The organism is Mucilaginibacter sp. P4_E8, assembly GCF_056401495.1.
This window is the reverse complement of sequence record NZ_JBFUJG010000004.1, coordinates 134,603-161,350: the sequence shown is the minus strand read 5'-3', so window position 1 is coordinate 161,350 and position 26,748 is coordinate 134,603. Positions and strand designations below refer to the sequence as shown.

Annotated in this window: 21 protein-coding genes and 2 pseudogenes; 17 read left to right on the top strand and 6 right to left on the bottom strand. The window is 42.9% G+C overall.

Going from position 1 to position 26,748, the window contains the following annotated elements:
• Together AC1DRQ_RS03465 and AC1DRQ_RS03460 are read left to right on the top strand one after the other, a co-directional pair.
• Positions 1-221 (top strand): annotated as a pseudogene (locus AC1DRQ_RS03465) (hypothetical protein); the annotation flags it as partial.
• Positions 222-630: 409 nt separating this feature from the next.
• The gene (locus AC1DRQ_RS03460) at positions 631-2,631 is read left to right on the top strand and encodes a KUP/HAK/KT family potassium transporter (RefSeq protein WP_477422217.1); all 2,001 of its coding nucleotides are present in this window, start codon (positions 631-633) and stop codon (positions 2,629-2,631) included.
• A gap of 67 nt (positions 2,632-2,698) precedes the next feature.
• Here AC1DRQ_RS03460 and AC1DRQ_RS03455 read toward each other — a convergent pair whose 3' ends face one another.
• Entirely contained in the window at positions 2,699-3,757 is a 1,059-nt protein-coding gene (locus AC1DRQ_RS03455) for a nucleoid-associated protein (RefSeq protein WP_477422216.1), read from the bottom strand.
• A gap of 212 nt (positions 3,758-3,969) precedes the next feature.
• On the opposite strand from AC1DRQ_RS03455, the gene mnmE reads away from it, so the two are divergent.
• The 3 genes from mnmE to AC1DRQ_RS03440 all read left to right on the top strand — a co-directional run bounded on the left by mnmE (position 3,970) and on the right by AC1DRQ_RS03440 (position 7,842).
• Positions 3,970-5,361 (top strand): tRNA uridine-5-carboxymethylaminomethyl(34) synthesis GTPase MnmE, encoded by a 1,392-nt coding sequence (mnmE, locus tag AC1DRQ_RS03450; RefSeq protein WP_477422215.1) that lies wholly within the window; start codon positions 3,970-3,972, stop codon positions 5,359-5,361.
• Positions 5,315-6,718: a sensor histidine kinase gene (locus AC1DRQ_RS03445; RefSeq protein ID WP_477422214.1), complete on the top strand. Its 1,404-nt coding sequence runs from the start codon at positions 5,315-5,317 to the stop codon at positions 6,716-6,718. The genes mnmE and AC1DRQ_RS03445 overlap by 47 nt, the downstream gene beginning before the upstream one ends.
• Positions 6,719-6,981: 263 nt before the next feature.
• Entirely contained in the window at positions 6,982-7,842 is an 861-nt protein-coding gene (locus tag AC1DRQ_RS03440; protein WP_477422213.1) for a universal stress protein, read from the top strand.
• 78 nt (positions 7,843-7,920) lie between these two features.
• Here the strand turns inward: AC1DRQ_RS03440 and AC1DRQ_RS03435 are convergent, their stop codons facing one another.
• Positions 7,921-9,702, bottom strand: coding sequence for a hypothetical protein (locus AC1DRQ_RS03435; RefSeq protein WP_477422212.1), 1,782 nt, complete (start codon positions 9,700-9,702; stop codon positions 7,921-7,923).
• A 164-nt stretch (positions 9,703-9,866) separates the two neighbouring features.
• Between AC1DRQ_RS03435 and AC1DRQ_RS03430 the strand changes: the two genes are divergently transcribed.
• From AC1DRQ_RS03430 to adhP, 11 genes and pseudogenes are all read left to right on the top strand, one after another.
• Complete coding sequence (locus AC1DRQ_RS03430; RefSeq protein WP_477422211.1) at positions 9,867-12,257, top strand: heavy metal translocating P-type ATPase; 2,391 nt, start codon at positions 9,867-9,869, stop codon at positions 12,255-12,257.
• Complete coding sequence (ccoS, locus tag AC1DRQ_RS03425) at positions 12,254-12,415, top strand: cbb3-type cytochrome oxidase assembly protein CcoS (RefSeq protein ID WP_477422210.1); 162 nt, start codon at positions 12,254-12,256, stop codon at positions 12,413-12,415. Before AC1DRQ_RS03430 ends, ccoS begins: the two co-directional genes overlap by 4 nt.
• 81 nt (positions 12,416-12,496) lie before the next feature.
• Positions 12,497-14,623 carry a cytochrome-c oxidase, cbb3-type subunit I gene (gene ccoN, locus AC1DRQ_RS03420; protein ID WP_477422209.1) on the top strand — a complete coding sequence of 709 codons (2,127 nt, stop codon included), beginning with the start codon at positions 12,497-12,499 and terminating at the stop codon, positions 14,621-14,623.
• Between the two features lie 7 nt (positions 14,624-14,630).
• Entirely contained in the window at positions 14,631-14,822 is a 192-nt protein-coding gene (locus AC1DRQ_RS03415; RefSeq protein ID WP_429397962.1) for a hypothetical protein, read from the top strand.
• Positions 14,819-15,712 carry a cbb3-type cytochrome c oxidase N-terminal domain-containing protein gene (locus tag AC1DRQ_RS03410; protein ID WP_477422208.1) on the top strand — a complete coding sequence of 298 codons (894 nt, stop codon included), beginning with the start codon at positions 14,819-14,821 and terminating at the stop codon, positions 15,710-15,712. Before AC1DRQ_RS03415 ends, AC1DRQ_RS03410 begins: the two co-directional genes overlap by 4 nt.
• Positions 15,713-15,714: 2 nt before the next feature.
• A complete protein-coding gene (gene ccoG / locus AC1DRQ_RS03405) occupies positions 15,715-17,088 on the top strand; it encodes a cytochrome c oxidase accessory protein CcoG (protein ID WP_477422207.1) in 1,374 nt (457 codons plus the stop codon).
• A 1-nt stretch (position 17,089) separates the two neighbouring features.
• Complete coding sequence (locus AC1DRQ_RS03400) at positions 17,090-17,515, top strand: FixH family protein (protein ID WP_477422206.1); 426 nt, start codon at positions 17,090-17,092, stop codon at positions 17,513-17,515.
• Positions 17,512-18,201, top strand: a complete 690-nt coding sequence (locus AC1DRQ_RS03395; protein WP_477422205.1) for a sulfite exporter TauE/SafE family protein — start codon at positions 17,512-17,514, stop codon at positions 18,199-18,201. Before AC1DRQ_RS03400 ends, AC1DRQ_RS03395 begins: the two co-directional genes overlap by 4 nt.
• A 15-nt stretch (positions 18,202-18,216) precedes the next feature.
• Positions 18,217-18,957: pseudogene (locus tag AC1DRQ_RS03390) on the top strand (YoaK family protein).
• Positions 18,958-19,040: 83 nt separating this feature from the next.
• Complete coding sequence (locus tag AC1DRQ_RS03385; protein WP_477422204.1) at positions 19,041-19,388, top strand: hypothetical protein; 348 nt, start codon at positions 19,041-19,043, stop codon at positions 19,386-19,388.
• 25 nt (positions 19,389-19,413) lie between these two features.
• The gene (adhP, locus tag AC1DRQ_RS03380; protein ID WP_477422203.1) at positions 19,414-20,475 is read left to right on the top strand and encodes an alcohol dehydrogenase AdhP; all 1,062 of its coding nucleotides are present in this window, start codon (positions 19,414-19,416) and stop codon (positions 20,473-20,475) included.
• 35 nt (positions 20,476-20,510) lie between these two features.
• Here adhP and hemN read toward each other — a convergent pair whose 3' ends face one another.
• From hemN to AC1DRQ_RS03360, 4 genes are all read right to left on the bottom strand, one after another.
• The gene (gene hemN / locus AC1DRQ_RS03375; RefSeq protein ID WP_477422202.1) at positions 20,511-21,884 is read right to left on the bottom strand and encodes an oxygen-independent coproporphyrinogen III oxidase; all 1,374 of its coding nucleotides are present in this window, start codon (positions 21,882-21,884) and stop codon (positions 20,511-20,513) included.
• A 6-nt stretch (positions 21,885-21,890) separates the two neighbouring features.
• Positions 21,891-22,913: a 2-hydroxyacid dehydrogenase gene (locus tag AC1DRQ_RS03370; RefSeq protein ID WP_477422201.1), complete on the bottom strand. Its 1,023-nt coding sequence runs from the start codon at positions 22,911-22,913 to the stop codon at positions 21,891-21,893.
• 81 nt (positions 22,914-22,994) lie between these two features.
• Entirely contained in the window at positions 22,995-24,047 is a 1,053-nt protein-coding gene (locus AC1DRQ_RS03365; RefSeq protein WP_477422200.1) for a response regulator, read from the bottom strand.
• Complete coding sequence (locus AC1DRQ_RS03360; RefSeq protein WP_477422199.1) at positions 24,044-25,231, bottom strand: PAS domain-containing sensor histidine kinase; 1,188 nt, start codon at positions 25,229-25,231, stop codon at positions 24,044-24,046. Before AC1DRQ_RS03360 ends, AC1DRQ_RS03365 begins: the two co-directional genes overlap by 4 nt.
• A 212-nt stretch (positions 25,232-25,443) precedes the next feature.
• Between AC1DRQ_RS03360 and AC1DRQ_RS03355 the strand changes: the two genes are divergently transcribed.
• A complete protein-coding gene (locus tag AC1DRQ_RS03355) occupies positions 25,444-26,745 on the top strand; it encodes an acetate/propionate family kinase (protein ID WP_477422198.1) in 1,302 nt (433 codons plus the stop codon).
• Positions 26,746-26,748: the final 3 nt, after the last annotated feature.

Genomic DNA, 26,748 nt, shown 5'->3' with positions numbered 1-26,748 from the left:
TGGCCAATAAAAAAGTAAAAACACTTTTGCACATGGCTGCATTAGTAGCCATTCAGTATAATGATGAGTTAAGGCTTTATTACGAAAGGAAAGTCAACGTCGAGAAGAAGAATAAAATGAGTGTCATAAACGCTGTAAGAAATAAACTTGTACAACGTATTTTCTCCTGTGTAAGACAAAATAGAAAATATGAAAAAAATTATCTCAAATTAGTTGCTTAGATCATAGAAATCGAGGAACGAAGCAATCCCCGGCTTACAGAGTGACTTTGTAAATCTGATCTGTGCAGTTTGGAATTGCTTCGTACCTCGCAATGACGGGGTTTTAATTAAAAACTCACTGAAAACTCCATCCCTCCTAAGGCTATCATTATGATAAAACCTATCAAAATGATAGGTTTTTAAGTCTTTAATTTTACGTATATTTTTAATTAATCTATTGTAATAGAGTATTTTAATAAATAATCAAGCCATGAGGTGCATGTATTGCTAAGAGGATTTTATTAACAAAAATCAATGTATGATGGTATTGTCCCCTATTGCTGTAGTCCCCGATTTAATTTGGATGGCAAAAGCTTCAAAGCAGCAACAATACCTCTTTTTTAAATCCCCTATTAGTTTATCTCATTAAATGAATTCGCACGTTAAGCAGCTCACTTTCGCGGGTATGATCGTTACCCTCGGTATTATTTTTGGCGATATTGGTACATCCCCTTTGTATGTTTTTCAAACTTTACTGGTTGAGGGCGGCAAGGTGAACCCGGCCCTGGTATTAGGCTCAATATCCTGTATATTCTGGACGCTTACCCTGCAAACTACTTTTAAATATATTGTAATAACCCTGCAGGCTGATAACAAAGGTGAAGGGGGGATATTTTCGTTGTATGCCCTGGTTAGGCGGTACGGCAAATGGCTGGCCATTCCGGCCATTATAGGTGCAGGTACTTTACTGGCCGATGGTATTATTACCCCACCTATATCGGTAACGTCGGCTATTGAGGGGTTAAACCTGGTGCCTGCTTTTTCGAGCGTTATTATTCCCGGTAATAACCTCATTTTAATTATTGTGATCAGCATTATTATACTCCTTTTCTTTTTTCAGCAGTTTGGTACCAAAGTGGTAGGCTCGGCATTTGGGCCGGTTATGCTCATGTGGTTTGTAATGCTGGGCGTTTTAGGAACCATACAGGTAGCTCATTACCCTACTATTTTTAAGGCACTTAATCCATACTATGGTGCTCAGTTGCTGATGGACCATCCTCAAGGCTTCTGGTTGTTAGGTGCCGTATTTTTGTGTACCACGGGTGCAGAAGCCCTGTACTCAGACCTGGGCCATTGCGGGCGTAAAAACATACAGGTAAGCTGGATCTTTGTAAAAACCACACTTATATTAAATTATCTTGGACAGGGAGCCTGGGTACTTTCGCAAGGGCCCGCTAAAAACTTTACCGGTGTAAATCCTTTCTTTGAGATAGTTCCGCATCAGTTCCTGATCCCGAGTATTGCATTGGCTACTCTTGCAACGATAATTGCCAGTCAGGCTTTGATCAGTGGATCATTTACCCTTATCAGCGAGGCCGTGAGCATGAACTTTTGGCCGCGTATCACCATAAAATACCCATCAAACATACGCGGACAAATTTATATCCCCAGCATTAACTGGATCTTGTGTGCAGGTTGCATCCTGGTGTCGTTGTACTTTAAAACTTCCAGCGCCATGACGGCTGCTTATGGTTTCAGTATCACCATTGCTATGCTGAGCACTACCATTTTAATGTATTACTTTATGCGCTATGTAAAGCACTGGCCGGTTTGGTTGGTTACCATTATATTGTGCGTGTTTTTAACGGTTGAGTTCTCGTTTTTTGTAGCCAACGCGGTTAAAATATTGAAAAGATTATTCTTTGTTGGGTTTGAAGTTGGGTTGATATTCACCATGTACATTTGGTTTAAAGCCCGTAAGATCAATAACCGTTTCCTGAATTTTATAGATATAAAAGAACAACTGCCGCTGTTGAATGCCTTGAGTGCCGATACCACCGTTAATAAATATGCGACTCACCTAATTTACCTTACCAAGGCCAACAACGGCAAGCAGATAGAAGAGAAGATCATTTACTCCATTATGAGCCGTCGTCCCAAACGTGCCGATACCTATTGGTTTGTGCATATTGAACGTACCGATGAACCTTATACCATGGAGTACAGTGTTGACCAGATTGAACCCGGCAAGGTGATCCGTGTTGAATACCGTTTGGGTTTCAGGATACAGCCGAGGGTGAATGTGCTGTTCCGCAATGTGGTGGAGGATATGGTGAAGCGTAAGGAGATCGATATCACCAGTCAGTACGAATCCTTAAACAAATATAAAATTGCTGCCGATTTCAGGTTTGTGATCATGGAGAAATTCCTGTCGTATAATAACCTGTTCAGCGTGAGCGAGGCATTTATTTTGAACAGTTATTTCGCCATCAAGAAATTGGCCCAGTCGGAGGCTAAAGCTTTTGGTTTGGATACCAGCGAAACCCGGATAGAGAAAATACCACTGGTGGTAAAACCAGTAAGCAATATCCATTTGAAAAGGGTTGAGCCGGTTACTTATGGAGTGGGGAGTTTGGTTGAGGTGGATTGAGAGTGTTCTCAATATATCAGACTTACGAAGTTTTTAAAACTTCGTAAGTCTTTACTAAATAATTAACCTACGCCTCTTCCTTAAAATAAACCTTATAATAGTTCATTGCCCTACCATCATCAAAGCCTTTTTCAATGAGTTCCTTGTCGCCGTGGATATAGATGTGGAAGTTTTTATCAAGCTTCAATACGCTTTTATAAACCCTGGCCTGTTTTTTAACGGCATTATCAGATATCTCAAAAGTATCGGCAATAGGACTGTCGAACTCCTGCTCGTACTGGTTCTTAAAGTTTTTGAATGATTCAATGGCTTGCGGATTGCCAATCACTTCGCCGGTAAACTCATCCATATCAAAGGTTTCCTTTTCCTTAAAATATTTCATGGAACGGTTAAGCAGATCTATCTTGTCGGCTTTGCTCATTTCAAACTCGTCGTCGAGCTTTTGGGTTACAAAGTTTTTGTAAATGCCCAGTGTATTGTTGGTTTGGTTAAAGCTGTCGTTACGAATTTTGAGCTGCAAAAATTCATCCTTCCAGTAAACGGCTGCATCCTGGCCTCCATTTGTTTTATCGATAACCACCACTTTATAGCCATTTTCTTTTTCAATGTTGAATATTAGTACACCTTTGTCAAGTTTGTTAATATTGATGGCATTTTCTTCATAATCAACCTGGAAACCACCTTTGTCAGGGTAAACTTTCAGGTAAGTTTCCTTGTTTTCCGACTTAAATATACCAATGGCATCCAGCGGGTTACCTTCTATTTGTACCTTGTTAAAATAAACCACATACAGTTCGCCGCCTTTAATGTTAGGGTGGGTAGTTATTTTATATAAGTGTTTGGCAATCTGCTCAGATGCCTCGTGAAACTTCTCCTTATCCTCAAATACCTGTGTGGCAAAGTGATGAATTTCGTTAAGATTAAGTTCGCCGCTGCTGTGCATGAGGTGATAAACCTCGTTGGTTTTTTCAAAAGGCTTTAAAAAATACTGCATCAGCAGATTAGGGATAATATCATCCTTCAGTTCAAGAGGGTGATCTGATAGGGAATACATCTCGCTTTGCGACTGATTGCCAACATGATGTACCGAAATTGTATCGAGCGAAGCTTCAAAAAAAGTTACCATAATTTGTGAGCGCAAGGTAAGAGTTTTGTTTATTGGTTCAATGGTTCATTGGGGTATTCTGTTAATTTGTAAATTCTGAAAATTCAGGTTCAAACAATTAAGTCATTGAAAAGTAGTTCATGGCCGGCGGTTAATAGTTCATGTTAATTTGTTTTACTTTTGCACTTTGGTAGTTAGCAAACTATTGAAATGACTTAATAATAAATGATTCAATGACAAATAATGAAACCATAGTAGCCCTTGCCACACCAAACGGAATCGGCGCTATAGCCGTGATCCGTCTTTCGGGACTGGATGCTATCACGATAGCAAACAGCGTATGGAAGGGTAAGGATCTGACAGAGCAGGCATCTCATACCATACACTTCGGGCATATTGTTGATGGCGACCTGATTTTGGATGAGGTACTGGTTTCACTGTTTGTAGCACCCAAATCATACACGCGCGAAAATGTGGTAGAGGTTTCCTGCCATGCATCGGGTTATATTATTGAGTCGATCATTAAACTGTTCATCAAAAAAGGGGCACGTTCGGCCAAACCCGGGGAGTTCACGTTAAGAGCATTTTTAAACGGCCAGCTCGATCTGTCGCAAGCCGAAGCTGTGGCCGATCTGATCGCTTCTAATTCTAAAGCATCCCAACAGGTGGCCTTGCAGCAGCTACGGGGCGGGTTCAGCAATCAACTGCAAACCCTGCGCGAGCAATTGGTGAATTTTGCATCGCTTATTGAACTGGAACTTGATTTTGCCGAGGAAGATGTGGAGTTTGCCAACCGCGATCAATTAAAACAATTGATCATTGATATTACCCGCGTAATTGGTCGTTTAATACAATCATTTGAATTGGGCAACGCTATTAAACAAGGGGTTAATACGGTAATTGCCGGCCGACCAAATGCCGGTAAATCAACCCTGTTAAACGCTCTTTTGAACGAGGAACGAGCCATTGTGAGTCATATACCCGGTACCACCCGTGACACTATTGAGGAGGTATTGAACATACAAGGCATTAATTTTAGATTGATAGACACCGCCGGGATCCGTGAAGCTACGGATGCCATTGAGCAAATAGGGGTACAGCGTACCATGGAAAAGATCAGCCAGTCGGCCCTGTTGATCTATGTTTTTGATGCCGAGCAGATAACTACCGAAGAACTCCAAAGTGATCTGGAAAGCTTGCAGGGCCCCGGTATTGCCATGCTGATGGTTGCCAATAAGATGGATCTTTTAAATCAAGTGGCCAAAACAGAAAGCATTAAAACGTTCTTCCAAACCTCCGGGCTTCCGGGCGCTCAAACCCTCTTCATTTCGGCAAAAGAAAAGCTGCATATTGATGATCTGAAAAATAAAATTTACAGCGCCGCCATTAAAGATCAATTAAGTGGCGACGAAACTCTGGTAACCAATATCCGGCACCTGGAGGCCCTGCAAAAAACCGAAGAGGCCCTGATTAGGGTGCTTGGCGGAATTGATGGCAGTATAACCTCAGATTTTTTATCGATGGACATCAAACAAGCCCTGCATTACCTCGGCGAAATAACGGGAGCCGTTACTACAGATGATCTGCTGGAAAATATATTTAGTAAGTTTTGTATCGGCAAATGAGAAGGAAACAGAAGGAAAGTATTTCTTTGACCTTGGTAATAGACAGTGGAACATTCCTGAACTGCGCTACTTGCTGGAAAGCATCCTTCCAGAAAAAAAAGTGGTTATTGATTTTGAAGTTATACACGTATTTCCATCTATAGGGCGCAGGGTAATGAGTTTAAACGCACGCCAGCTTGATAAAACAAATGGCGGACAATTGATCTTACTGGATATTGAAGATATTACCGATCAACGGAAAATAGAAGAAGGTTTGGCCGAAATAGAACTCTTATTTCATGAAAGCAAAGACCGGTTAAAGCTGGCGGTTGATGCCGCCGGGTTAAGTACCTGGGACTATAATCCTCTGACCGGTGAGCTGATAGCTGACTCCCGGTGTAATAAAATGTTTGGCCTTTTACCGCGTGAAAAGATTGATTATGCCCGTTTTATAGCGATGATTCATGAAGAAGAGCGTAATCATATTGAGAAGGTACTCCAGCTTGCTTTAAAGGGTATCAATCATGGTGGTTATGAAGAGGAATTCCGGACAGCTGAAACTATTGATGGAAATGTTAGATGGATAAAATTCAGGGGTAAAGCCTATTTTAATGTAGAGGGTATTGCCTATCGTTTAGTGGGTACCTCGCTTGATATAACCGTGCAGAAAATACTGGATCAGGCAACCAAAGAGTTATTGAAAAAGAAGGATGATTTTATGAGCATTGCCAGCCATGAGCTTAAAACCCCGATCACTACGCTGAAAGCCTCGTTGCAGTTACTTAAACGGATGAAGGATAACCCAGATAAAATGCTGCCTACGCTAATTGAACAGGCCAATAAAAGCATGGAAAGAGTAACTACGCTTATTGAAAATTTGTTAAATACCAATAAGCTGAACGAAGGACAGCTTCATTTAAATAAAACCTCCTTTATTATAGCAGATGTTATTGCCGATTGCTGCCAGCATATTCGTGTTGCCGGTGAATATACCATTATTACAAAAGGAGATAAAGAATTGATGGCATATGCCGATGCTGATCGTATTGAGCAGGCGGTTGTTAATTTTGTGAATAATGCCATCAAATATGCTCCTGGTGCTAAAGAAATTCACATCAGCATCGAAAAAATAAAGGATATGGTTAAAGTATCTGTTAGCGACAAAGGTCCAGGGATTCCTGCTGAAAAACTGCCTTATTTGTTTGACCGCTATTACCGGGTAGATAGTAGCGGACTCCAATATTCTGGCTTGGGATTAGGACTGTATATCAGCGCGGAGATCATCAAAAGACATAATGGACAAATAGGGGTAAACAGCGAAATAGGTAAAGGAAGTACCTTTTGGTTTACACTGCCATTAGTTGAGCAGTTTTCATAGACTAAATAATACCTAATCGTTGTCCGAATCAGGTGTTGCCGGATATTTACCTTCTGCATCAAGTTCTCCCAGATCGTCATCTGCCTGTATTTCATGCAGATCGTCTTCATCATCAACGTTATGCATTTTAACAAAAAATGAGATTAGACTTATTTTTCGCCGGCATAGCTATTAAGCTTAACATCACACCAGGTAATGACCAAGGTCATAATTATACCGCGGTGTTTTACCCAATTTTACGGTAATAAATATCACTTAAAACCATGAAAACATTTCTTGTTGCTACTGATTTTTCGGCGAATGCCAGGCATGCTGCTGAATACGGATATAGTATTGCTAAACAAATCAAAGCTAATATCATTTTGTGTAACGCAGTAATTGTACCTGCAGAAATGCCCCAATCGGGTTTGGTTGTCTGGCCGATGGAGGAATCTGATGAATTATTGATGGATAGTACAAAAGAATTGCAATACTTAAAAAAACATCTCGAAAGCGCGGATCAGGAAAAAGGGTTTAAACCAGTGATTAGTTGCAAAAATGAATCTGGCACGGTAACCGATGTAGTTCAAAGTCAGATCAGCAATGGATTAATTGATCTCGTGGTGATGGGAACATATGGCAGCAGTGGGCTGAGTCAGTTTTTATTAGGTAATCACAGTAGCAATATGATCAATAATACCACCAAACCATTAATGCTCATCTCGCCGGAAACACAGGTTTTACCTATAAAGAAAATCGCTTTCGCTACAGATTTTACACATCCCGAAAGCGATTTGGAATGTTTATACCATCTCATACCGCTGGCCAAATTACTGGGTGCGGAGATTCTGCTGACACATATTTATAATGAACAAACACAATTACAGGACCTGGAAAAAACAATTAAGCACTTTATGACCGACGTTTCTAACAAAGCAAATTATTCGCATATCTATTACCGTAGTGTAAAAAATAGCCACATGGAAACTGGCCTGAGCTGGTTATGTGAGCATGGACAGGTAGATATGCTGGTGATGGTACATCGTCCACACAGCTTCTTTTATAAACTGCTGAAGAGTGGTCATTGCGAAAAAATGGCCGGGCATATTGCTGTGCCTTTATTGGTATTTCCCGCTACTAAATAGTATAAGTTATCAGCCACAAAAAAAATGACACCTTTATCGGGTGTCATTTTTTGTTGTGAGATAGTTGATGGAGCGGGGTTAAATGAGTGTGTCGTCAAGCTTATGCTCAGCGATACCCAGATCTGCATATAGCGCTTGCATCAGCGCTGATGTCTGGTCGGGTAATTCGCTGAAAAGTTGTTTGTAGTAGGCTATACCGCTTACAAGCTGATCTTTAAATTTGCTGAACTGTTTTATTTTCTTATCTGTCAGCTCTTTTAGGTGTTTTTGCAGGTCGGTTTGTAAATAATCAATATATAGGTTTAATTCTTTAACAAACATGTGCGGCCGTTTAACCTGGTCCAGCAAATCGAGTTTGCCGTAAATGTGTTTCACCATTTCATCTAAAGAGTAGGTCCTGTTAAAATAAGCGAGGTTAGGGCCCGGGCAAATGGCCACCGCTTTGTTTTCTTTAGGTTTGCTGATATTATATTTAATATAGGCTGATGAACACAGACCTTCGCAAAGGCATATTTTTTCAGTTACGGCGTCATATTGTTGCTGGTATCCTTCTGGGGCGAGGTTTGATGCTTGTAACTGATTGATCTTTAAACGTTGGTATTCCCTGGAAGCGGTGCAAATGGGTTGAACGGTAAATTCGGTATTGGTACAAAGGTATTTTTTGGTGCAGGGACTGCCCGGCCTGCCGGCTTCAATTCGCGCTAATCTTTGGTTTTCGCTGCTGGCTTGTTTAAAGTTATTGAACAGAATACCTAACGGTGATGAGGCACTCAGGTAATAATCTGATTCCTGTGCGCCTGATAGCTGCATCAGCGTTTCTTCATCTACATTTGTTGCTTCAGGAACTAAAAGGAATGGGCTGCCCCATCCGGTAGCATCTAACTGGTAGTGCTTTATTAAAAAATCGTTTTCTTCGGCTGTGCCAATACCTCCCTGCACGCTTAGTTTTTGTTTTGGAGGAGTGTGAGATGTGATGCCTTTTTGAAGTATAGCCGCTTGGTACAATTGAAATAATTCAGTGATCATGTCAGCTCGTTTTTGTTTAAACTCTTCCAGTATTGGTCCCAACAGGTAACCTTCGGTTGCAAAAGCATGCCCACCGCAATTTAATCCCGATTCTACCCGGAACTCAGATATCCACAGGCCTTTTTTTGCCAGAAATTTAGCCTGGATCAATGCCGACCGGAAATCGCTCACCTTTAAAATGATCTTTTTCTTTAGCTCTCCGTTTTTATCCGGAAAAAAAGCGTCGAAGGTTTCCAGGTAACTATACAATTTAGGATTCATTCCGGCAGATAAAATAACCGAGGAGCTCAGGTTGCTATCGGCAAACCCGCGCAAAGCGGCTTGCGCATCTGTATTTTCGTCCCCCAAATATTCTCCCGCTGCGCTAAAATTCATCCGGTCAACTTTCGACATGATGTTCACATCAATAGCACCCCTGATCATCATCCGGCGCAGAATCTGTTGGAACAGCGCTTTATTTTCGCCTTCCGGATAATCCATCATCAGGTCGTAACCAGCCTTTAACTGTGAGCCCTCGGGCAATAGGTCAAAATAACGGCAGATATCACTGCCGGTTTCAAACGGTTGACTGCGCAGGTAATCGAATTGTTCGCTAACCAGGCTGTGCAGCAGGTTAAGGTAGGCTGTTATCCGCTTTGCCCGGCTATCTGTTACTTTTTTGGAGATAGGGATAAATGGCCTTTCATTTTCTAACGAGTGATATTCGCGCATGCGTTCTATCAGTTCATCGTCTACAATGGATAGTACGGAAGCTATGCCGTAACGGGCAACTTTAAGCGGGGTATCAATAGAATAACCCAAACCTAAAACGGGAATATGAAAAGTATGGCTCATGATAAATAACAATAGATGAGGAAACGGCTTTTATCAGTCGTTTCAATTTTCAAAACTATGGGGTTCTCCTGCTTGTAAAACTGATGAAGATCATATTTTGAGGTATTAATGGTCACTCTTTGCAGACACGGAACTCCGCAGCTTTGAGCATTAAAATTCAAAAGATGACCCAAAATACCATCATGGAGAAAATTGCCTGCTACCATTGCGGCGATGATTGTTTAACAACAGCTTATGTTATGTCGGAGAAAAACTTCTGTTGTAATGGCTGTAGAACCGTTTTCGAAATATTGTCGGCCAGTAAAATGGCTAACTATTATAGTTATAATGACCATCCTGGTGCTACAAGGGCACGTACAGACAAACGCTTTGACTATTTAGGTTCGGAAGATATTATCAATGAACTGGTAGATTATACGGATAGCCAGATTACTATAGTAACTTTTTATATCCCGCACATACATTGCAGTTCCTGTCTTTGGCTGCTGGAACAGCTGAACAGCATTAACCCAGCTATTCATTACAGCCGGGTTGATTTTTTAAAAAAACAGTTGAATATCCGGTTTGATCATCAAAAGATCAGCTTACAGCAAGTGGTGGAGCTATTGTATGATGTAGGGTACGAACCGCTCATCAGTTTGCAGGATATCATCAAAAAACAAAACGGGTTAAGTAAGGATAACCTTGTACAGAAGATTGCCGTTGCCGGCTTTTGCTTTGGTAATGTGATGTTGCTTAGCTTCCCGGAGTATTTTGGGTTATCTGATTATGAAACTACATTTAAACATTTTTTTGGCTGGCTGAACATCCTGTTTATTCTGCCAGTTGTTTTTTATAGCGGCCGTGGATATTTTATCGCTGCCTGGCAAAATCTGAAGAAAAAAGTATTTGGCATTGATTTTCCTCTGGCATTGGGTATAGCCGTATTATTTATCCGTACCTGTCTTGAAGTTATCACCCATAGCGGTGCCGGTTTCGCGGATACGCTTTGTGGGCTGGTTTTCTTTTTACTGGTAGGCAAACTGGTGCAGAAGAAAACATATCACCACATTTCTTTCGAGCGGGATTACCGGTCATTTTTCCCGGTAGCGGTTCATGTTATCGAGGATAGCCTGAACAAACCCATTCCGCTTGCACAATTAAAAACAGGCCACCGGATACTCATTCGCCATAACGAGATTATACCGGCCGATGCCATTTTATTAAAAGGAGAGGCCCTGATTGATTTTAGCTTTGTAACCGGCGAGAGTATACCCATAAAGAAAACGCTGGGCGAGGTCATTTACGCAGGAGGCCGGCAAACCGGTGAGGCGATTGAACTGGAAGTGGTTAAACCGGTATATCAAAGCTACCTAACCCAACTGTGGAACAATGAGGCATTCACCCGGCAAAAGGATAACCGGATGCAAACTTTTAACGAAAAGGTAAGCCGATATTTTACCATTGTACTGCTGGCTATCGCTTTTGGCTCTCTGCTTTTCTGGCTGCCAACAGATGTAAGGCGTGGCTTTGCCGCTTTCACAGCTGTATTGATAGTGGCCTGCCCGTGCGCGCTGGCTTTAAGTACCCCTTTTACCATGTCGGCGGCGCTCTCCATATTTGACCGTAATCTTTTTTATCTCAAAAACGTAGCTGTGGTAGAACAAATGGCAGCCATTGATACCATTGTTTTTGATAAGACAGGCACTATCACGACAGGAAGTGGCAAAGAGATTAAAATAGATGGGTTATTATCAGCAAAAGAGCAATTACTTATTTATAGCGCCTGTATCAATTCAACGCATCCCTTAAGCCGGATGATTTGCCAGTACCTGGGTAACCAGCAACGCCTGGCGATTACCAGGTATATCGAGATTCCTAACCTGGGTATCCTGGCAACCATTGACGGGCACCGATTACGCATAGGTAGCTCAAAATTGGTTTTGGGCTATAAAGAAATAGAAGACAGGGTAAGCAAAGTTTACCTGATGCTGGATGAGGAACTGATTGGCTTTTTTGAATTTACGCATCAGTACCGGGATGGCATGGATAATATAGAAAATCTCGAACCAGCCTATCGTACGTTTTTGCTATCGGGCGATCAGGACCATGAGCGGGAAGAACTTATCGGTTTTTTTAAAGCGCGGGATAGCATGCTTTTCAACCAGTCGCCGCAAAGCAAGCTGGACTTTGTACAGGCACTGCAACAGCAGGGCAGGCAGGTAATGATGATGGGCGACGGGCTTAACGATGCCGGGGCTTTAAAACAAAGCGATCTGGGCATTGCCATTACGGATGACGTGAATAACTTTTCGCCGGGCAGTGATGCCATTATGGATGGCAGATCCTTTCATAAACTGCCCGCATTTCTGCGGTTTTCTAAAGATACCATCAATATTATCCGTTTTTCATTTTTGATATCGCTTACGTATAACCTTATCGGGCTCAGTTATGCTGTTACTGGCAGGCTTTCACCCTTAACAGCGGCTATTTTGATGCCTTTAAGCACGGTAACCATCATCTCTTTCACCAGCCTGGCTACGCATTTTGCCGCCAGGAAAAGAAAACTGGCATGAGCATTATTTACTTCCTGATCGGTTGCAGCGTATTGCTGGCCCTACTTTTTTTAGCCGCCTTTTTCTGGGCGCAGCGCAGCGGGCAAAATGATGACCTCTATACACCATCTATGCGCATCCTGCTGGATGATGAAGAAGAACCACCTGCAGAAAAGTGACCCCTATCATTTATTAGGGCAACACTTATCATTCTTCACCAGCCCTGTGCCGTCTAATTTTACCATATCATAAAAACAACTATGCAGCCCGAAAAATTTTACTACGATAATAAGATAGTCCGCGATTTTGGTATTGCTACCGTTATCTGGGGGATAATAGGAATGACGGTAGGCCTTATCATCGCCATACAGTTGTATGCCCCCGGCATGAACATGAATAACCAGTATACCACCTATGGCCGTATCCGTCCATTGCATACCAACGCGGTGATCTTTGCCTTTGTGGGTAATGCCATTTTTATGGGTGTTTATTATTCACTGCAACGCCTTTTAAAAGCGCGTATGTACAGCGATTGGCTGAGCAAGATCCATTTCTGGGGCTGGCAGCTGATCATTCTATCCGCAGTGATCACCTTACCCCTGGGCTTCACCACCTCTCATGAATATGCCGAGTTGGAATGGCCTATTGATATCGCCATTACCCTCATCTGGGTGGTATTCGGTGTAAATATGTTCGGTACAATATTTAAACGCCGCGAACGGCATTTGTATGTAGCCATCTGGTTCTATATCGCCACGTTTGTTACTATAGCAGTTTTGCACATCGTTAACTCTATGGAGCTACCGGTATCTGGCTGGAAAAGTTACTATATCTACGCAGGAGTACAGGACGCGCTGGTTCAATGGTGGTATGGGCATAATGCCGTAGCTTTTTTCCTGACAACACCTTATTTGGGTATGATGTATTACTTTCTGCCTAAAATGGCTAACCGGCCGATATATTCGTACAAGTTAAGTATTCTGCATTTTTGGGCGCTTATATTTATTTATATATGGGCAGGCCCACACCATTTGTTATATACTACTTTACCGGGCTGGGCACAATCGTTGGGTATAGCGTTTTCCATTATGCTGATAGCGCCAAGCTGGGGAGGTATGATCAATGGACTATTAACCCTGCGCGGCGCCTGGGATAAGGTACGTGATGACGTGGTATTGAAATTTATGGTAGTTGGCTTAACAGCCTACGGCATGGCCACTTTTGAAGGTCCTATGTTATCATTAAAGCAGGTAAACGGTTTTGCCCACTTTAGCGACTGGATCATCGCCCATGTTCACGTAGGTGCATTAGGCTGGAATGGTTTTTTAACCTTCGCTATCCTGTACTGGGTTATTCCCCGCATCTATAAAACAGAATTGTTCTCCAAAAAACTATCAGCCTTCCATTTCTGGATAGGTACGCTGGGGATATTATTTTATGCTATCCCTTTGTATTGGGCGGGTTTTACCCAAAGCCTGATGCTGAAGGAATTTACTGCAGAAGGCATGCTGAAGTACCCCAACTTTTTGGAAAGCACCCTGCAGATATTGCCTATGCACATGATGCGTTCTGCAGGCGGTGCCATGTACCTGCTGGGGGTTATTGTGATGGCCTATAATTTGGCCCGCACCATGATGCAAGGTAGTTTGATGGCTAATGAAGCTGCGCAGGCTATGCCATTGGCGCCGGCAAACACCGTAGTAAAAGAAAATAGCTGGCACCGCACGCTTGAACGTAAACCTATCCAGATGATGATAGCCGCGTTGCTGGTGATCCTGGTGGGCACATTTATAGAGATGATGCCAACACTCACCATCAAATCCAACATCCCCACCATTGCCAGTGTAAAACCTTATACGCCATTGGAATTACAGGGACGTGATCTTTATATCAGAGAAGGATGTGTTAATTGCCATTCGCAAACAGTAAGGCCATTCCGGTCAGAAACCGAGCGGTATGGCGAATACAGCAAGGCCGGTGAATTTGTATACGATCACCCGTTTTTATGGGGATCAAAGCGCACCGGGCCGGATTTGGCCAGGGAGGGTGAAAAGTACGGCAACGCCTGGCAGTATAATCACCTGATGGACCCAAGGCTGATGTCGCCGGGCAGTATCATGCCTAATTACGACTGGCTGATCTCACAAACGCTGGATACCACAACTACCCGGTCAAAGATCAATGCTATGCGTGCGCTGGGTGTGCCTTATGCACCTGGCTATGAAAACAATGCAAACCAGGATCTGGATAAACAGGCCAAAGGGATCTCTGATAACCTGGCCAAAGACCATATTAAGGTAAAAAGCAATAAAGAGATCATCGCCATCATCGCTTACCTGCAACGGTTAGGTGTTGACATCAAAGCCAATAAAACCGCTAATAAATAATCTTATCATGTTTAAACAATTCACAGAAAACATCACCGCCAGTCAGGGATACCTGCTTATATCCTTAGGTATATTCTTTTTATTTTTTGTTGTAGTAACCATTATGCTCATCAGACTGCGTAAGGAGCACGTTAAACACATGAGTGATATGCCTCTGCATGACGGGATCAAAGAACCTCAAAAACATAAGAAATTATGAAGTACTGCCGTATAATTTTAATATTTTACCTGATAACGATAACCGGCACCGCATCGGCTGATAACCTGATTGCAGGTGATGTACAGAATTACCTTGCCTATGGCGCTATCGTAACCATGCTGTTGCTTATTATAATTGCCATGCTGGTACTCGTACGCACGTTCAATGTACTCACCAGGCTTGTTTTAAAGGCCGAAGGTTATACAAACGCGCAGATCAGCGCCGAAATGCATCCACCTAAAAAAGAGAAAAAGCCGAAAGGGGAGGTGTGGAATAAACTGCTTTCGCTAAGGCCGATGGCAGAGGAAAAGGAATTGTTGATAGCGCATGATTATGACGGTATTCAGGAATTGAATAACCCTATTCCCGGCTGGTTCATGTACCTGTTTTATGCTTCAATTATTTTCGCAGTGGGTTACATGTTTAATTATCAGGTTTTTCACACCGGCCAGTTTCAATACGAAGAATACAAAACAGAAATGGCGCAAGCAGCTATCGCTAAAAAACTGTACCTGAGCAAGGCTGCCAACCAGGTAGATGAAAATACGGTAAAACTTGTTCATGATCCGGAGATATTAAAAGCCGGACAGGTGATCTTTGCGCAAAATTGCCAGGCCTGCCATGGCGAACACGCGCAAGGTAGTGTGGGGCCAAACCTTACAGATGATTTCTGGCTGCATGGCAGCAAGATCAATGATCTGTTTAAAACCATCAAATATGGTGTACTGGCCAAAGGGATGCCTACCTGGGAAAAACAATTATCGCCAACACAAATAGCTGATGTAGCCAATTATGTAAAATCATTACATGGCACTAAGCCTGCCGGAGCAAAAGAGCCACAAGGCACTAAAGAAACAGCGGCAAATGACCAGCTGGCCTCAATCAAATAATTATGGACGGATTACTGGCGGGAAAGGAAACAGGAGAACGGAAGTGGATGTACCCGCTGCTGCGCAAAGGTGTTTTATATAAATGGCGCAGTTGGGTAAGCTATTTTTACCTTGTCATTTTTTTTGCCGGTCCGTTTATACGGATCAACGGTCAGCCTTTGCTGTTGCTCAATTTTATGGACCGGCAGTTTGTAATACTTGGGCAGGTTTTCTGGCCGCAGGATATCTTTCTGTTCGTGCTGGCTACATTGGTTTTCCTGGTTTGCGTGGTACTGTTCACCATTGTTTTCGGGCGTATCTTTTGCGGGTGGATATGCCCGCAAACCATTTTTATGGAGATGGTTTTTCGAAAGATAGAGTTCTGGATAGGAGGGGATGCCGGGAAACGCAGAGCATTAGATGCAAAACCCTGGGATAAGGAGAAAATATGTAAGAAAACGGGCAAGCATTTGTTGTTCCTCTTTTTTTCTTTCCTCATCGCTAATACCTTTTTGGCTTACCTTATCGGGAGCGAAAGCCTGTTAAAGATCATTACAGAACCACTCACCTTGCATTGGTCGGGTTTTATCAGTATTTGGGTGTTTACTATCCTCTTTTATTTGGTGTATAGCCAGATGCGTGAATTGGTATGTACCGTCATTTGCCCATATGGTCGCTTGCAGGGTGTGTTGCTTGACCAAAATACACTGGTGGTGGCTTATGATAGTGTACGTGGCGATCCCCGCGGAAAATTATCCAGGGATGCGGAACTTAACACTTCCAAAGGCGATTGTGTGGATTGTGGCTTGTGCGTATCCGTTTGCCCAACAGGTATCGATATTCGAAATGGCACACAGATGGAATGCATCAACTGCACAGCCTGTATTGATGTTTGTAATGAGGTGATGGTCAAAATAAAAAAGCCGGTTAACCTGGTTGGCTTTTATTCAGAAAATATGATCCAAAACCAGGTGAGGCCCACATTTACCGGCAGGATGAAGGCATACACGGTTATAATTACCTTATTAATTACGGTGCTCTGCTATTTTATATTTAGCCRCAGTGATTTAAATATGACGGTGATGCGCGGCGCGGGAATGCTTTATCAGGAACAACCTGGGGGCTATATCAGTAATATATATAACGCCGAAATTATTAATAAAACCAAGGCGAATAAACTCATAACCATACAGCCGGTTGATCCTGCTGTTAAAGTGAAGTATATACAAGCACCGGGCACTATCATTGGGGGTACAGCTGCCAAAGCAGTGTTTTTTATACTGGTTCCGGCTGGTAAAATACATTCAGCAAAAACAACAATCAGCTTACAACTGATCCAAAACCATAAAGTTATGCAAACGCTAACTACCGCGTTTGTAGGGCCAGTAAACGATTAATATGATGAACTGGGGAAAAGGAATTATTGGAGGAATGGTGCTTTTTATGATATATATAATCAGCATGTGTGTTTGTATGTTTATGGCACCCGATGACGGATATGATCACCAATATTATGAAAAGGGCCTCAATTTCAATAAGGATTATAATAAAGAGCAGCAGGTTCAACGGGATCATGCCCAGCCGTTAATTGAAGTTGCAGGGAAAACAGTAAACATCGCATTTAGTAAACCGGCATCCGGCACTATCAAATTTATAAGACCGGCAAATGCAGCATTGGACAATGTTATTAAACTGGATAGCATAAGGGGAAAGCGCATGAGCATCCCCGTTCAGAATATGGTTATTGGCAGGTGGCAATTGGTACTGAACTGGGAAAGTAACCACAAAGCATACCTCTATCAACAGGAGATCTATATCAAATGAGCAACAATAGCATCGCTTTTTTTATCGGCTTATTTGGCAGTGTGCATTGTATAGGCATGTGCGGGCCACTTGCGCTGGCTATTCCGTCCTTCCAAACCAAATGGTGGCTAATAGTGAGCGATAAACTGCTGTATAATATGGGCCGTGTTATTACTTATTCTTTTTTGGGGTTATTGATTGGTTTATTAGGAAAGCAACTATGGCTTGCCGGCCTGCAGCAGGGCGTAAGCTTTTTAAGTGGCTTGTTTATTATGATGGCTGGCCTGTCGCGTTTATTCAAGATAAGGTTTTCAAAAAATCCGGGCGCAGCTAAACTATTATCGCCGGTTGCCCGATTGTTAAATTATGCGCTTAATCATAAAGCCGGTCATTTAATAGTTGGCATACTGAATGGGTTTTTGCCATGCGGCTTTGTTTATCTGGCATTGGTTGGCGCAATTAACACAAGATCGCCTGTATTGGCTGCACAATATATGTTTTGGTTTGGAATGGGCACCTTTCCGCTTATGCTGCTGGCTACTATTAGCTCCGGTTTTGTCGGTCCGGTTATCCGCCGACGCATCAACCGTACTATGCCATACCTGATGGTTTGCCTGGGCTTTTGGTTCGTCCTCCGGGGGATGAATTTAAATGTCCCATACCTGAGTCCGAAGATCCAATCATCGGGTATCAGCGTTTGTCATTAATAACCCCCAATTGGTATGTTAAGGCACCTGGGCACCAAACGGACTTACGGACATAATGTTAAACTGGCTTCGTTGCTGGGTTTAACTGTCGGGTTTGTTAACGCTGCCGGTTTTTTGGGTTTTGCGATTTTAACAACCAATGTTACCGGACATGCCGCGCTCTTTGCCGAACGGATTGCCTTACAGGATTGGAAAGTCGCGCGGGTAATAGCTTTGTGGATGTTTTTATTTTTAGCCGGCGCTTTTATCTGCGGTTTAATAGTAGCGCGTATTGGCCGTAACCAACGTTTTTCCTATGTTGTTCCTATTTTTATCGAGATAGCCATATTATTAACAGTAGCCTTACTGGGTTACCGTTAAGATCATAGCCTGGTAGCTAAAGAAGTGTTTGCAGGTAGTTTGCTTTTTGCTATGGGCCTGCAAAACTCGCAGGTATCTATGGTTTCCGGGTCGGTTGTCAGAACAACCCATCTGACAGGTACTTTTACAGATCTGGGGATAGAGCTGGCGCAGTTCCTTCAAAAAAAGCCTGATGATCGGGCAGCCCTTGTATCCCGGATCAAGCTGAGGTCGGCCATCATTTTATTTTTTATGTGCGGCGCCTTAGGCGGGGCTTATCTGTTTCGTTTGATGAGGTTTTACGCATTCTTTATACCTGTGTCCTTATTGATCTATATTTTAATATACGATGTTTTCCGGATAGCTGTTAAACGTTATTACCAGCAATTACAGCATCCGTTTAAGGGTGAAAAGTGATGAAGATCAGTTTTTAGATAGATGCCCATCATGGTTTAAAATGGCTTTCCTAAGCATCTTTGATCTATTAAAACATATCAATCATGGCAACTTTAAAATTAAACACCCCAACCTGGACAGCAGCAACAACTGATCAAAACAACAATACAACTTTATGGAACAAATGGCTGGTCATAGCAGATAGTCAGGCCCCTAATAAAACCATGTGGTTCCTGGTTTCCCTGATAATGCAGGGTGTACTTTTTTTGCCAATCCCCGCTGTTTTGATGTATTATTTTGATGCATCCATCGTTATGCTGGGTATTACCATGGTTTTATTCTTTGCCAATATCATTGCCGGCATGGGCGGTTCTGGTATCAGAACCGTATTATCTTTCTTTGCAGCCAGTGTAATTATACACCTGGCTATGCTGGCTGTTTTTATATTATAATTCAACGTACGCCTAACAAAAACATATGCTACCTAAAACAATGAAAGCAGCGGTGATCCATGAATTTGGACAAGCGCTGCATATCGAAGAAATGCTGGTGAAAGAACCGGGCGAAAATCAAATAGTGGTGAAGGTGATAGCCTGCGGCGTATGCCATACGGATCTGCACGCCTGCCAGGGCGACTGGCCCGCGAAGCCGAAGCTGCCGCTAATACCGGGGCACGAGGCTTTAGGCTATGTAGTTGCTTTAGGCCGGGGTGTTAAAAATGTAAAAGAGGGAGATATTGTGGGTGTGCCCTGGCTTTTCAGCGCCTGTGGTTGTTGCGAGTTTTGCATCACCGGGTGGGAAACCCTTTGCGATACGCAGCAAAACGGCGGGTATAGCGTGGATGGTGGCTTTGCAGAATATGTTACCGCAGATGCACGGTATGTGGCGCATTTTCCGGCCAATATCAACTTTACCCAAATGGCGCCCATCATTTGCGCCGGTGTTACAGTTTATAAAGGGATAAAAGAGACAGAAGCTAAACCTGGCGAATGGATTGCCATATCGGGTATTGGTGGTTTAGGACATCTGGCTGTTCAATATGCTAAGGCGATGGGTTTGCATGTGGCCGCTATTGATATAGCCGATGACAAATTAAACCTGGCTAAAAGTTTGGGCGCCGACTTAACGGTTAACGCGCTGGAACAGGATCCGGGTGAATTTTTAAAGAAAGAAACAGGTGGTATGCATGGGGTATTGGTAACGGCGGTTTCGCCTATTGCTTTTAAACAAGGTATATCGGCATTAAGGCGCAAGGGAACTATCGCTTTAAACGGCTTGCCAAAAGGCGGTTTCGATCTGCCGATATTTGATACCGTGATCAACCGTTACACAGTCCGCGGTTCCATTGTAGGTACGCGTAAAGACATGCAGGAAGCAATTGATTTCGCGCTGGACGGGAAGGTAAAAGCAACCGTTCGCACTGCGAAACTTGAAGATATCAATTCGGTTTTTGATGAAATGAAGAAAGGGGATATCGAGGGACGCGTAGTATTAGAAATAGCCAGGCCTAATTAWATAAGCAACAATTATATACGATGAGAAGAGGAGAACTTAAACAAGTTCTCCTTTCTTTTTTAGATAGCCATGCTGAACAACTGCATGGCCGGCTTATCAGCCCATAACCTGGCATCGAGTGCCATGCTAATGTTTCTTAAAAAACCTTTACCCAAGGCCGTTACTTTTAATCCCCAGGAATTAAGTTCAATCAATCCGTCATCGGCCAAAGGCTGTAAACGATCTATACCGGCAAGTAGTGAAACACAGGGCTCCAGGTGATGGTTCCACGAGGTTTCACCTTTGCACATGATGTTTTGGATATGTTTACGTATCATCAGGTCGTCGGCAGTAAGTAAGTGCCCTTTAAATACGGGCAATCCTACTTGTTTTAACACCTGTAGGTATTCCTCCACATTTTTTGCATTCTGAGCGAAGGCATAGCCTGAATCGCTTATGGCAGATACCCCAAGCCCTATCAATAATTGCGTGTGTTGATTGGTATAACCCATGAAATTACGATAAAGCGTACCGTTTTTCAGGGCTGTGAAAAGCTCATCGCCGGGTAATGCAAAATGATCCATGCCTATCTCCGAATAACCGTAACTATTCAATAAAGCACGACCGGTTTCCTGTAACTTTTTTTTGGCCCCAGCATTTGGCAGGTCATTTTCTGTAAAACGGCGTTGACCCGGTTTTATCCAGGGTACGTGTGCATAGCTGTAAAAGGCTATCCTATCGGGCATCAGTTCGGCTACCTGTTGTATAGTAGCGGCTAAACCCTGCAAGGTTTGTAATGGAAGGCCGTAGATGAGATCATAATTAACAGATGTATAACCTATGCGGCGCGCCTGGCCGGTAACCACCTGCACCTGCGCGAAGCTTTGCTGGCGATTAATAATGAATTGGACCCCCGGGTCAAAATCCTGGATTCCCAGGCTTAACCGCCTAAATCCAAGATCATACAATACCTGTAAATGGTCAACAGTGGTATTGGCCGGATGCGCCTCAAAGCTAAATGCCGCATCGGGATGAAGATCTGTATGAAGAAGAATACCACTGATCAGTGTTTTTAAGTTTTCTGCACTAAAAAACGTTGGGGTGCCACCCCCAAGGTGAATCTCGCGGATGAGGGGTTTTTTGCCAAAAATGTTTTTATACATAGACCACTCTAATAACAGTGCTTTAATGTATGGCTCTTCAACGCGGTGGTTTTTAGTTATGCGGGTATTGCAGCCGCAATAAGTACATAAACTTTCGCAAAAGGGTAAATGAATATAAATGCTGATCCCTTCTGAATCATTACTTTCTTTGAATGACCGCTTAACGGTATGTTGCCATTCATTACTATTAAAAGCGGCAGTATCCCAGTAAGGCATTGTTGGGTAACTGGTATAGCGGGGCAATGCCACGTTGTATTTCGCCGCAAGGTTAATGTTTTCAGGAACAGGCATGGTATTTTAGTCTTTAATGGTGTCTTTGATAGCCCGGCAGTCTTTCTGGCATACGCAGGCTTTTCCTACGCACTTATCGAGCTGCCATAGATCGAGGTTTTTGATGGTCTGATCGGCTATTTCCTGCAATGCTTCTTTGGTTAAATACGCCTGGTGTGGTGTAATCAGCACATTGGGATAGTTCAACAAACTGTGTAGTAAAGGATCTTTGACCAGGTCGTCTTCATGATCTTCAAAAAACAAACCTTTTTCAAATTCATAAACATCAAGGCCGAGATAGCCTATTTTTCCACTTTTTAATCCCACTATGATATCTGTTGTTCTGATGAGCGCCCCTCTGGAGGTATTGATCAGCATTACACCACGCTTCATTTTGTCGACGGTTTCCCTTTTAATCAAGTGCTTCGTGGCAGCTGTAAGCGGTAAATGCAAAGAAATAATATCGGCAGTGGTTAATAACTCGTCAAAACTAACACATTCCACGTCATGCAGGTTTTTGGGAAAGTTTGGGTCGCAGGCAATTACGCTACATCCCAATCCATTAAATATTTTCGCGACTGCTTTGCCTGTATTACCCAGGCCAACAAGACCAACGGTTTTTCCGGCAAAATTAAAGCCGATCAGTTCATCGTTTCTGAAATCAAAGTGATGGCTATGCTGGTCTGCTGTAACCAGGTGACGGTTTAGCGCGAATGCCATAGCAACCGCGTGTTCGGCAATTGCCTGAGGCGAATAGGAGGGCACGTTGGCAAGTTTAATACCAAATTTGGCCGCCGCATCCTTATCTATATGATCGGTACCGGTAGAGCGGGTGACAATATATTTTACGCCTGATTTGGCCAGCTTTTCGATCACTGTTGCCGACACATCATCATTGGTAAATACGATAACTGCATCCTTACCATCAGCATAGATAGCGGTATCCAAACTTAGTGCATTGGATATCAGTGTGATGTCATGCTTTTTTTCGTTGGCTTTGGCCAGGTATTCTTTTTCAAAAGGTTTGATACTATAAGCTACCGCTTTCATCCTATTCTGTTTTATTAAACAAAACTATGGTTAAGGTGGCGTTTAGGGTATGCTTATCATCAGGCAAAAAAGTGATCTTGGTCAGTTCTTCATTTTAATGAGACGTTCAAGGCTCAGTATAGTAATTGTGCTGCCCTTTTTATCTACCAGCCCTTCATCCTTAAAATCTGCCAGCGAACGGCTTACCGTCTCGGTAGCCATTCCGGCCATTGCAGCCAGGTCTTCGCGGGATATCTTAAAGCTCATTTCTGCACTGTCCTGTTGCCGGTAAATGCGTAGAATGGCTTCAGCCATTTTTTTACGTACAGAATGATAAGCTAATTGCAACAGTTGTTCTTCTTTTTCACGAATATCATTTGCCAGTAGTTTGATGAATGCCCTGCCCACTTCCGGATACTGGTTTAATAATTCATCCAGTTGGTCCTTGGGGATCAGGCAAAGCTGGCAGTCTTCTAAAGCGGTGGCTGTATCCGCATAAGTTTCATTACTGAGAATGGCATGAATGCCCAGATAATCATCTGCAGCGTACATACCGGTCATGAGTTCCCTGCCGTCGCTAACTTGTTTTATGGTTTTTATCTTGCCACTCATCACCAGGTAAAGCCCATAACCTTTATCTCCTTCGTAATAAATTACCTGTCCTTTTTTAAATGGTCGTATTTTACGTTCCTGGATAATTTTTTTTAATTCGGCCAGACCATCGTTTTTGGCCACCAGTGTATGTAAGCGATCAAGGCTCTTACTGTACAACTGCTGTATACTATCTTGTTTTTTAAGCCTTGTTTCAATGGCGTTCAGCAGTTCCATATCATCAAAGGGCTTGGTAAGGTAATCATCGGCACCCATTTCCATACCTTTGCGCTGGTCGAGCCGTTCTGCTTTGGCGGTTAAGAAGATAAATGGTACCGTAGCCATCTCCGGATGCTTATTTAGCATAAAGAGTACGCCATAGCCATCCAGTTCAGGCATCATGATATCGCAAAGTATAATATCCGGGATGTTTTTCAGGGCGAGGTCGACACCCGTTTTACCGTTATCAGCTTCAAATACAGTATAACCGGCCAGCTGTAAAATCTCCGCGATGTTTTCACGGATATCATGGTTGTCTTCGATGATCAATACTTTTTTGCTCATAGGTTGGGGAATGAAATGGTAAATAAGGTGCCATGGTTCACATTACTTTTAAAATCAATGGTGCCATTCATCAGGCTGGCATAACGGGCCACAATATTTAAACCGAGGCCGGTTCCTGGAATGTTACCCGTGTTATGTGCCCTGAAAAAGGCTTCAAAAAGATGTTTCTGGTCTGCTTCGGGAATCCCGATGCCATTATCCTTAATGATGATGTGGCAGCCGGCTTCGTTGATCTCGGTATTAAACTCAATAAATGTGTTTTCCCCCGAATACTTGATCGCGTTGGCGATGAGGTTGATGATGCAATTTTTAAGGAGGCTGGCATCCAGATTTGCTATATGGCTGATACCGGTATGCTGATAAATGATGTTCTGGTTTTGTTTGGCCAGCATCTGCATTTCTTCGGTGATCTCCTCGGCTAGTTTAACCAGGTCAAATCGACTGAAGCTTGGTTCTACCCGTCCTGCTTCCAGTTTTTCCAGGGACAGAAAATCGTTAAGGATACCCGTTAGGTTGCCAACCGCGTGTTTGATGCGGGCAACGTGCTTGGTTATATTAGGGTTGTCAAAAGGCTGTGCGTATTTATCAATCAGGGATGCAGAAAGCTGCATCGCACTTAGCGGCGTACGAAATTCGTGCGAGGCCATAGATACAAAACGGCTTTTTAACTGGCCAAGTTCTTTTTCTTTTTCAAGTGAAAGGCTAACTTCTTCCTTTGCCTGGCTCAATGCTTCAAGCATGTGCTGAAGAGATTGTGTTCTTTCCATCACCAACTCTTCCAGGTGAGCTGCGTATTCCTTGAGTTGGTGCTCAGCTTCTTTTTCACGACTCAGGTCATGGATGAACCCCGCATAGATCTGTCGTCCTGAATATTTTACCTCGCTAACTCCAAGTCGAAACGGGAAACGTATGCCATCTTTTCTTAACCCGGTTACTTCGCGGCCAATACCAATAATATGGGCATGCCCGGTGCGCTGGTAGCGGTTTAAATATTCATCATGTTGCTGCTTATCGGGAGGTGGCATTAATACAGATACATTTTTACCTATTACTTCTTCCGGTGAATACTGGAATAGTTTACATGCAGCAGGATTGATCGATTCTATATTACCTCTTGCATCGATAGTAATAATACCATCAATTGCATTGTCAATTATCGCGCGTAAAAGGGCAGCATTCTCCATATATAGATTTGACCGAATGGCCATTGTTCAAATATCAGTATAAGCTATCATACAACAAGTAATTAGTTTCAAGCAGAAAAGTGACGAAGATCATTTTTTAACAAACCAGGGAATCTTTATGAAACAAAAGCCATCGCGGTTCCTTTAATAGGTAATATTCTTAACCCCTTTCCTATCAGCGGCCGCTGCCGCCAAATTACCCTGCTGCCATAATGAACGCCGGGATAATTAATGACGCTTATCATTTGTTACCGCAATTGCGGTCATTTTTAACCGGTAGCATGACCTGTAGTTTTGTTACCGGTACTAACGTCTTCTATTTACGCTCAATCTACATGCAAGAAAAACAATCCTCATATATTCTAAGCGTCAACTGTGGTTCGTCCAGCCTAAAGTTCAGTTTGTACCATTCCGGCTCATTACTGCCGGAATGTACAGGTAGTGTGAATGCTATTGGTAGCGCGGAAAGCAATTTCGATATCAGGAAAGGAGAACAATCTATTGAACATAAGGCAACAGGTTTTAAAGATCTGGATGCGGCTGTAAAGGCAGTTATCCGCTGGTTTAAAAACAGTGTGTATAAAAATTGCCTGCTTGCTATAGGTCATCGTTTGGTACAGGGCGGGCCGGATCACCGGGAACCAGAACTAATTACCGATAGGCTGCTGGAAATCTTACACCAATTCATTTACCTGGCGCCTAATCATTTGCCGGATGAGCTTAAAACGATCAAAACATTCCAATTCGCTTTCCCAGGATTGCCGCAGGTTGCTTGTTTCGATACCGCCTTTCATAAGAATATGCCCGATGAAGCCAAATATTACCCACTCCCTGCCAAATACAGGGAGCAAGGGCTATTACATTACGGTTTTCACGGACTTTCTTATGAATACATTATGCAGAAGCTGAAATCCGATATGGTAAAGATAAAAGCACAGAAAATCATTATTGCTCATTTGGGCAACGGAGCCAGCATGGCTGCAGTAAAATACGGAACCTGTATTGAAACAACCATGGGCTTAAGTCCGATAGGTGGATTGGTGATGGGCACCCGTTCCGGAGATCTCGATCCGGGTGTTATATTATTTCTGTTGAAACAAGGAGGACTTACCGTTACCCAATTGGATGAATTACTGAGTAAGGGTTCTGGGCTAAAGGCTATTGCGGGTAAAAGTGATGTTCAGGTCTTACTAAAAATGGAAGCTAAAGATCCCAAAGCTTTAGCTGCCATCACCATGTTTTGTTACCAGGCCCGAAAGTTTATAGGTTCACTCGCAGCGGCCATGGGAGGGCTGGATACGCTGGTTTTTACCGGGGGGATCGGCGAAAATTCTGCCATTATCCGCGAACGTATCTGCCTGGACCTGGGATTCCTGGGAATCAATCTCGATAAAAAATCAAATTATGATAACAAAAAAAATATTTCATTGGCAAGAAGCCGGGTAAATGTACTGGTGATGAAAACCAATGAAGAAGCAATGATTGCACAACATACACAAACAGCTATTAAATAATAA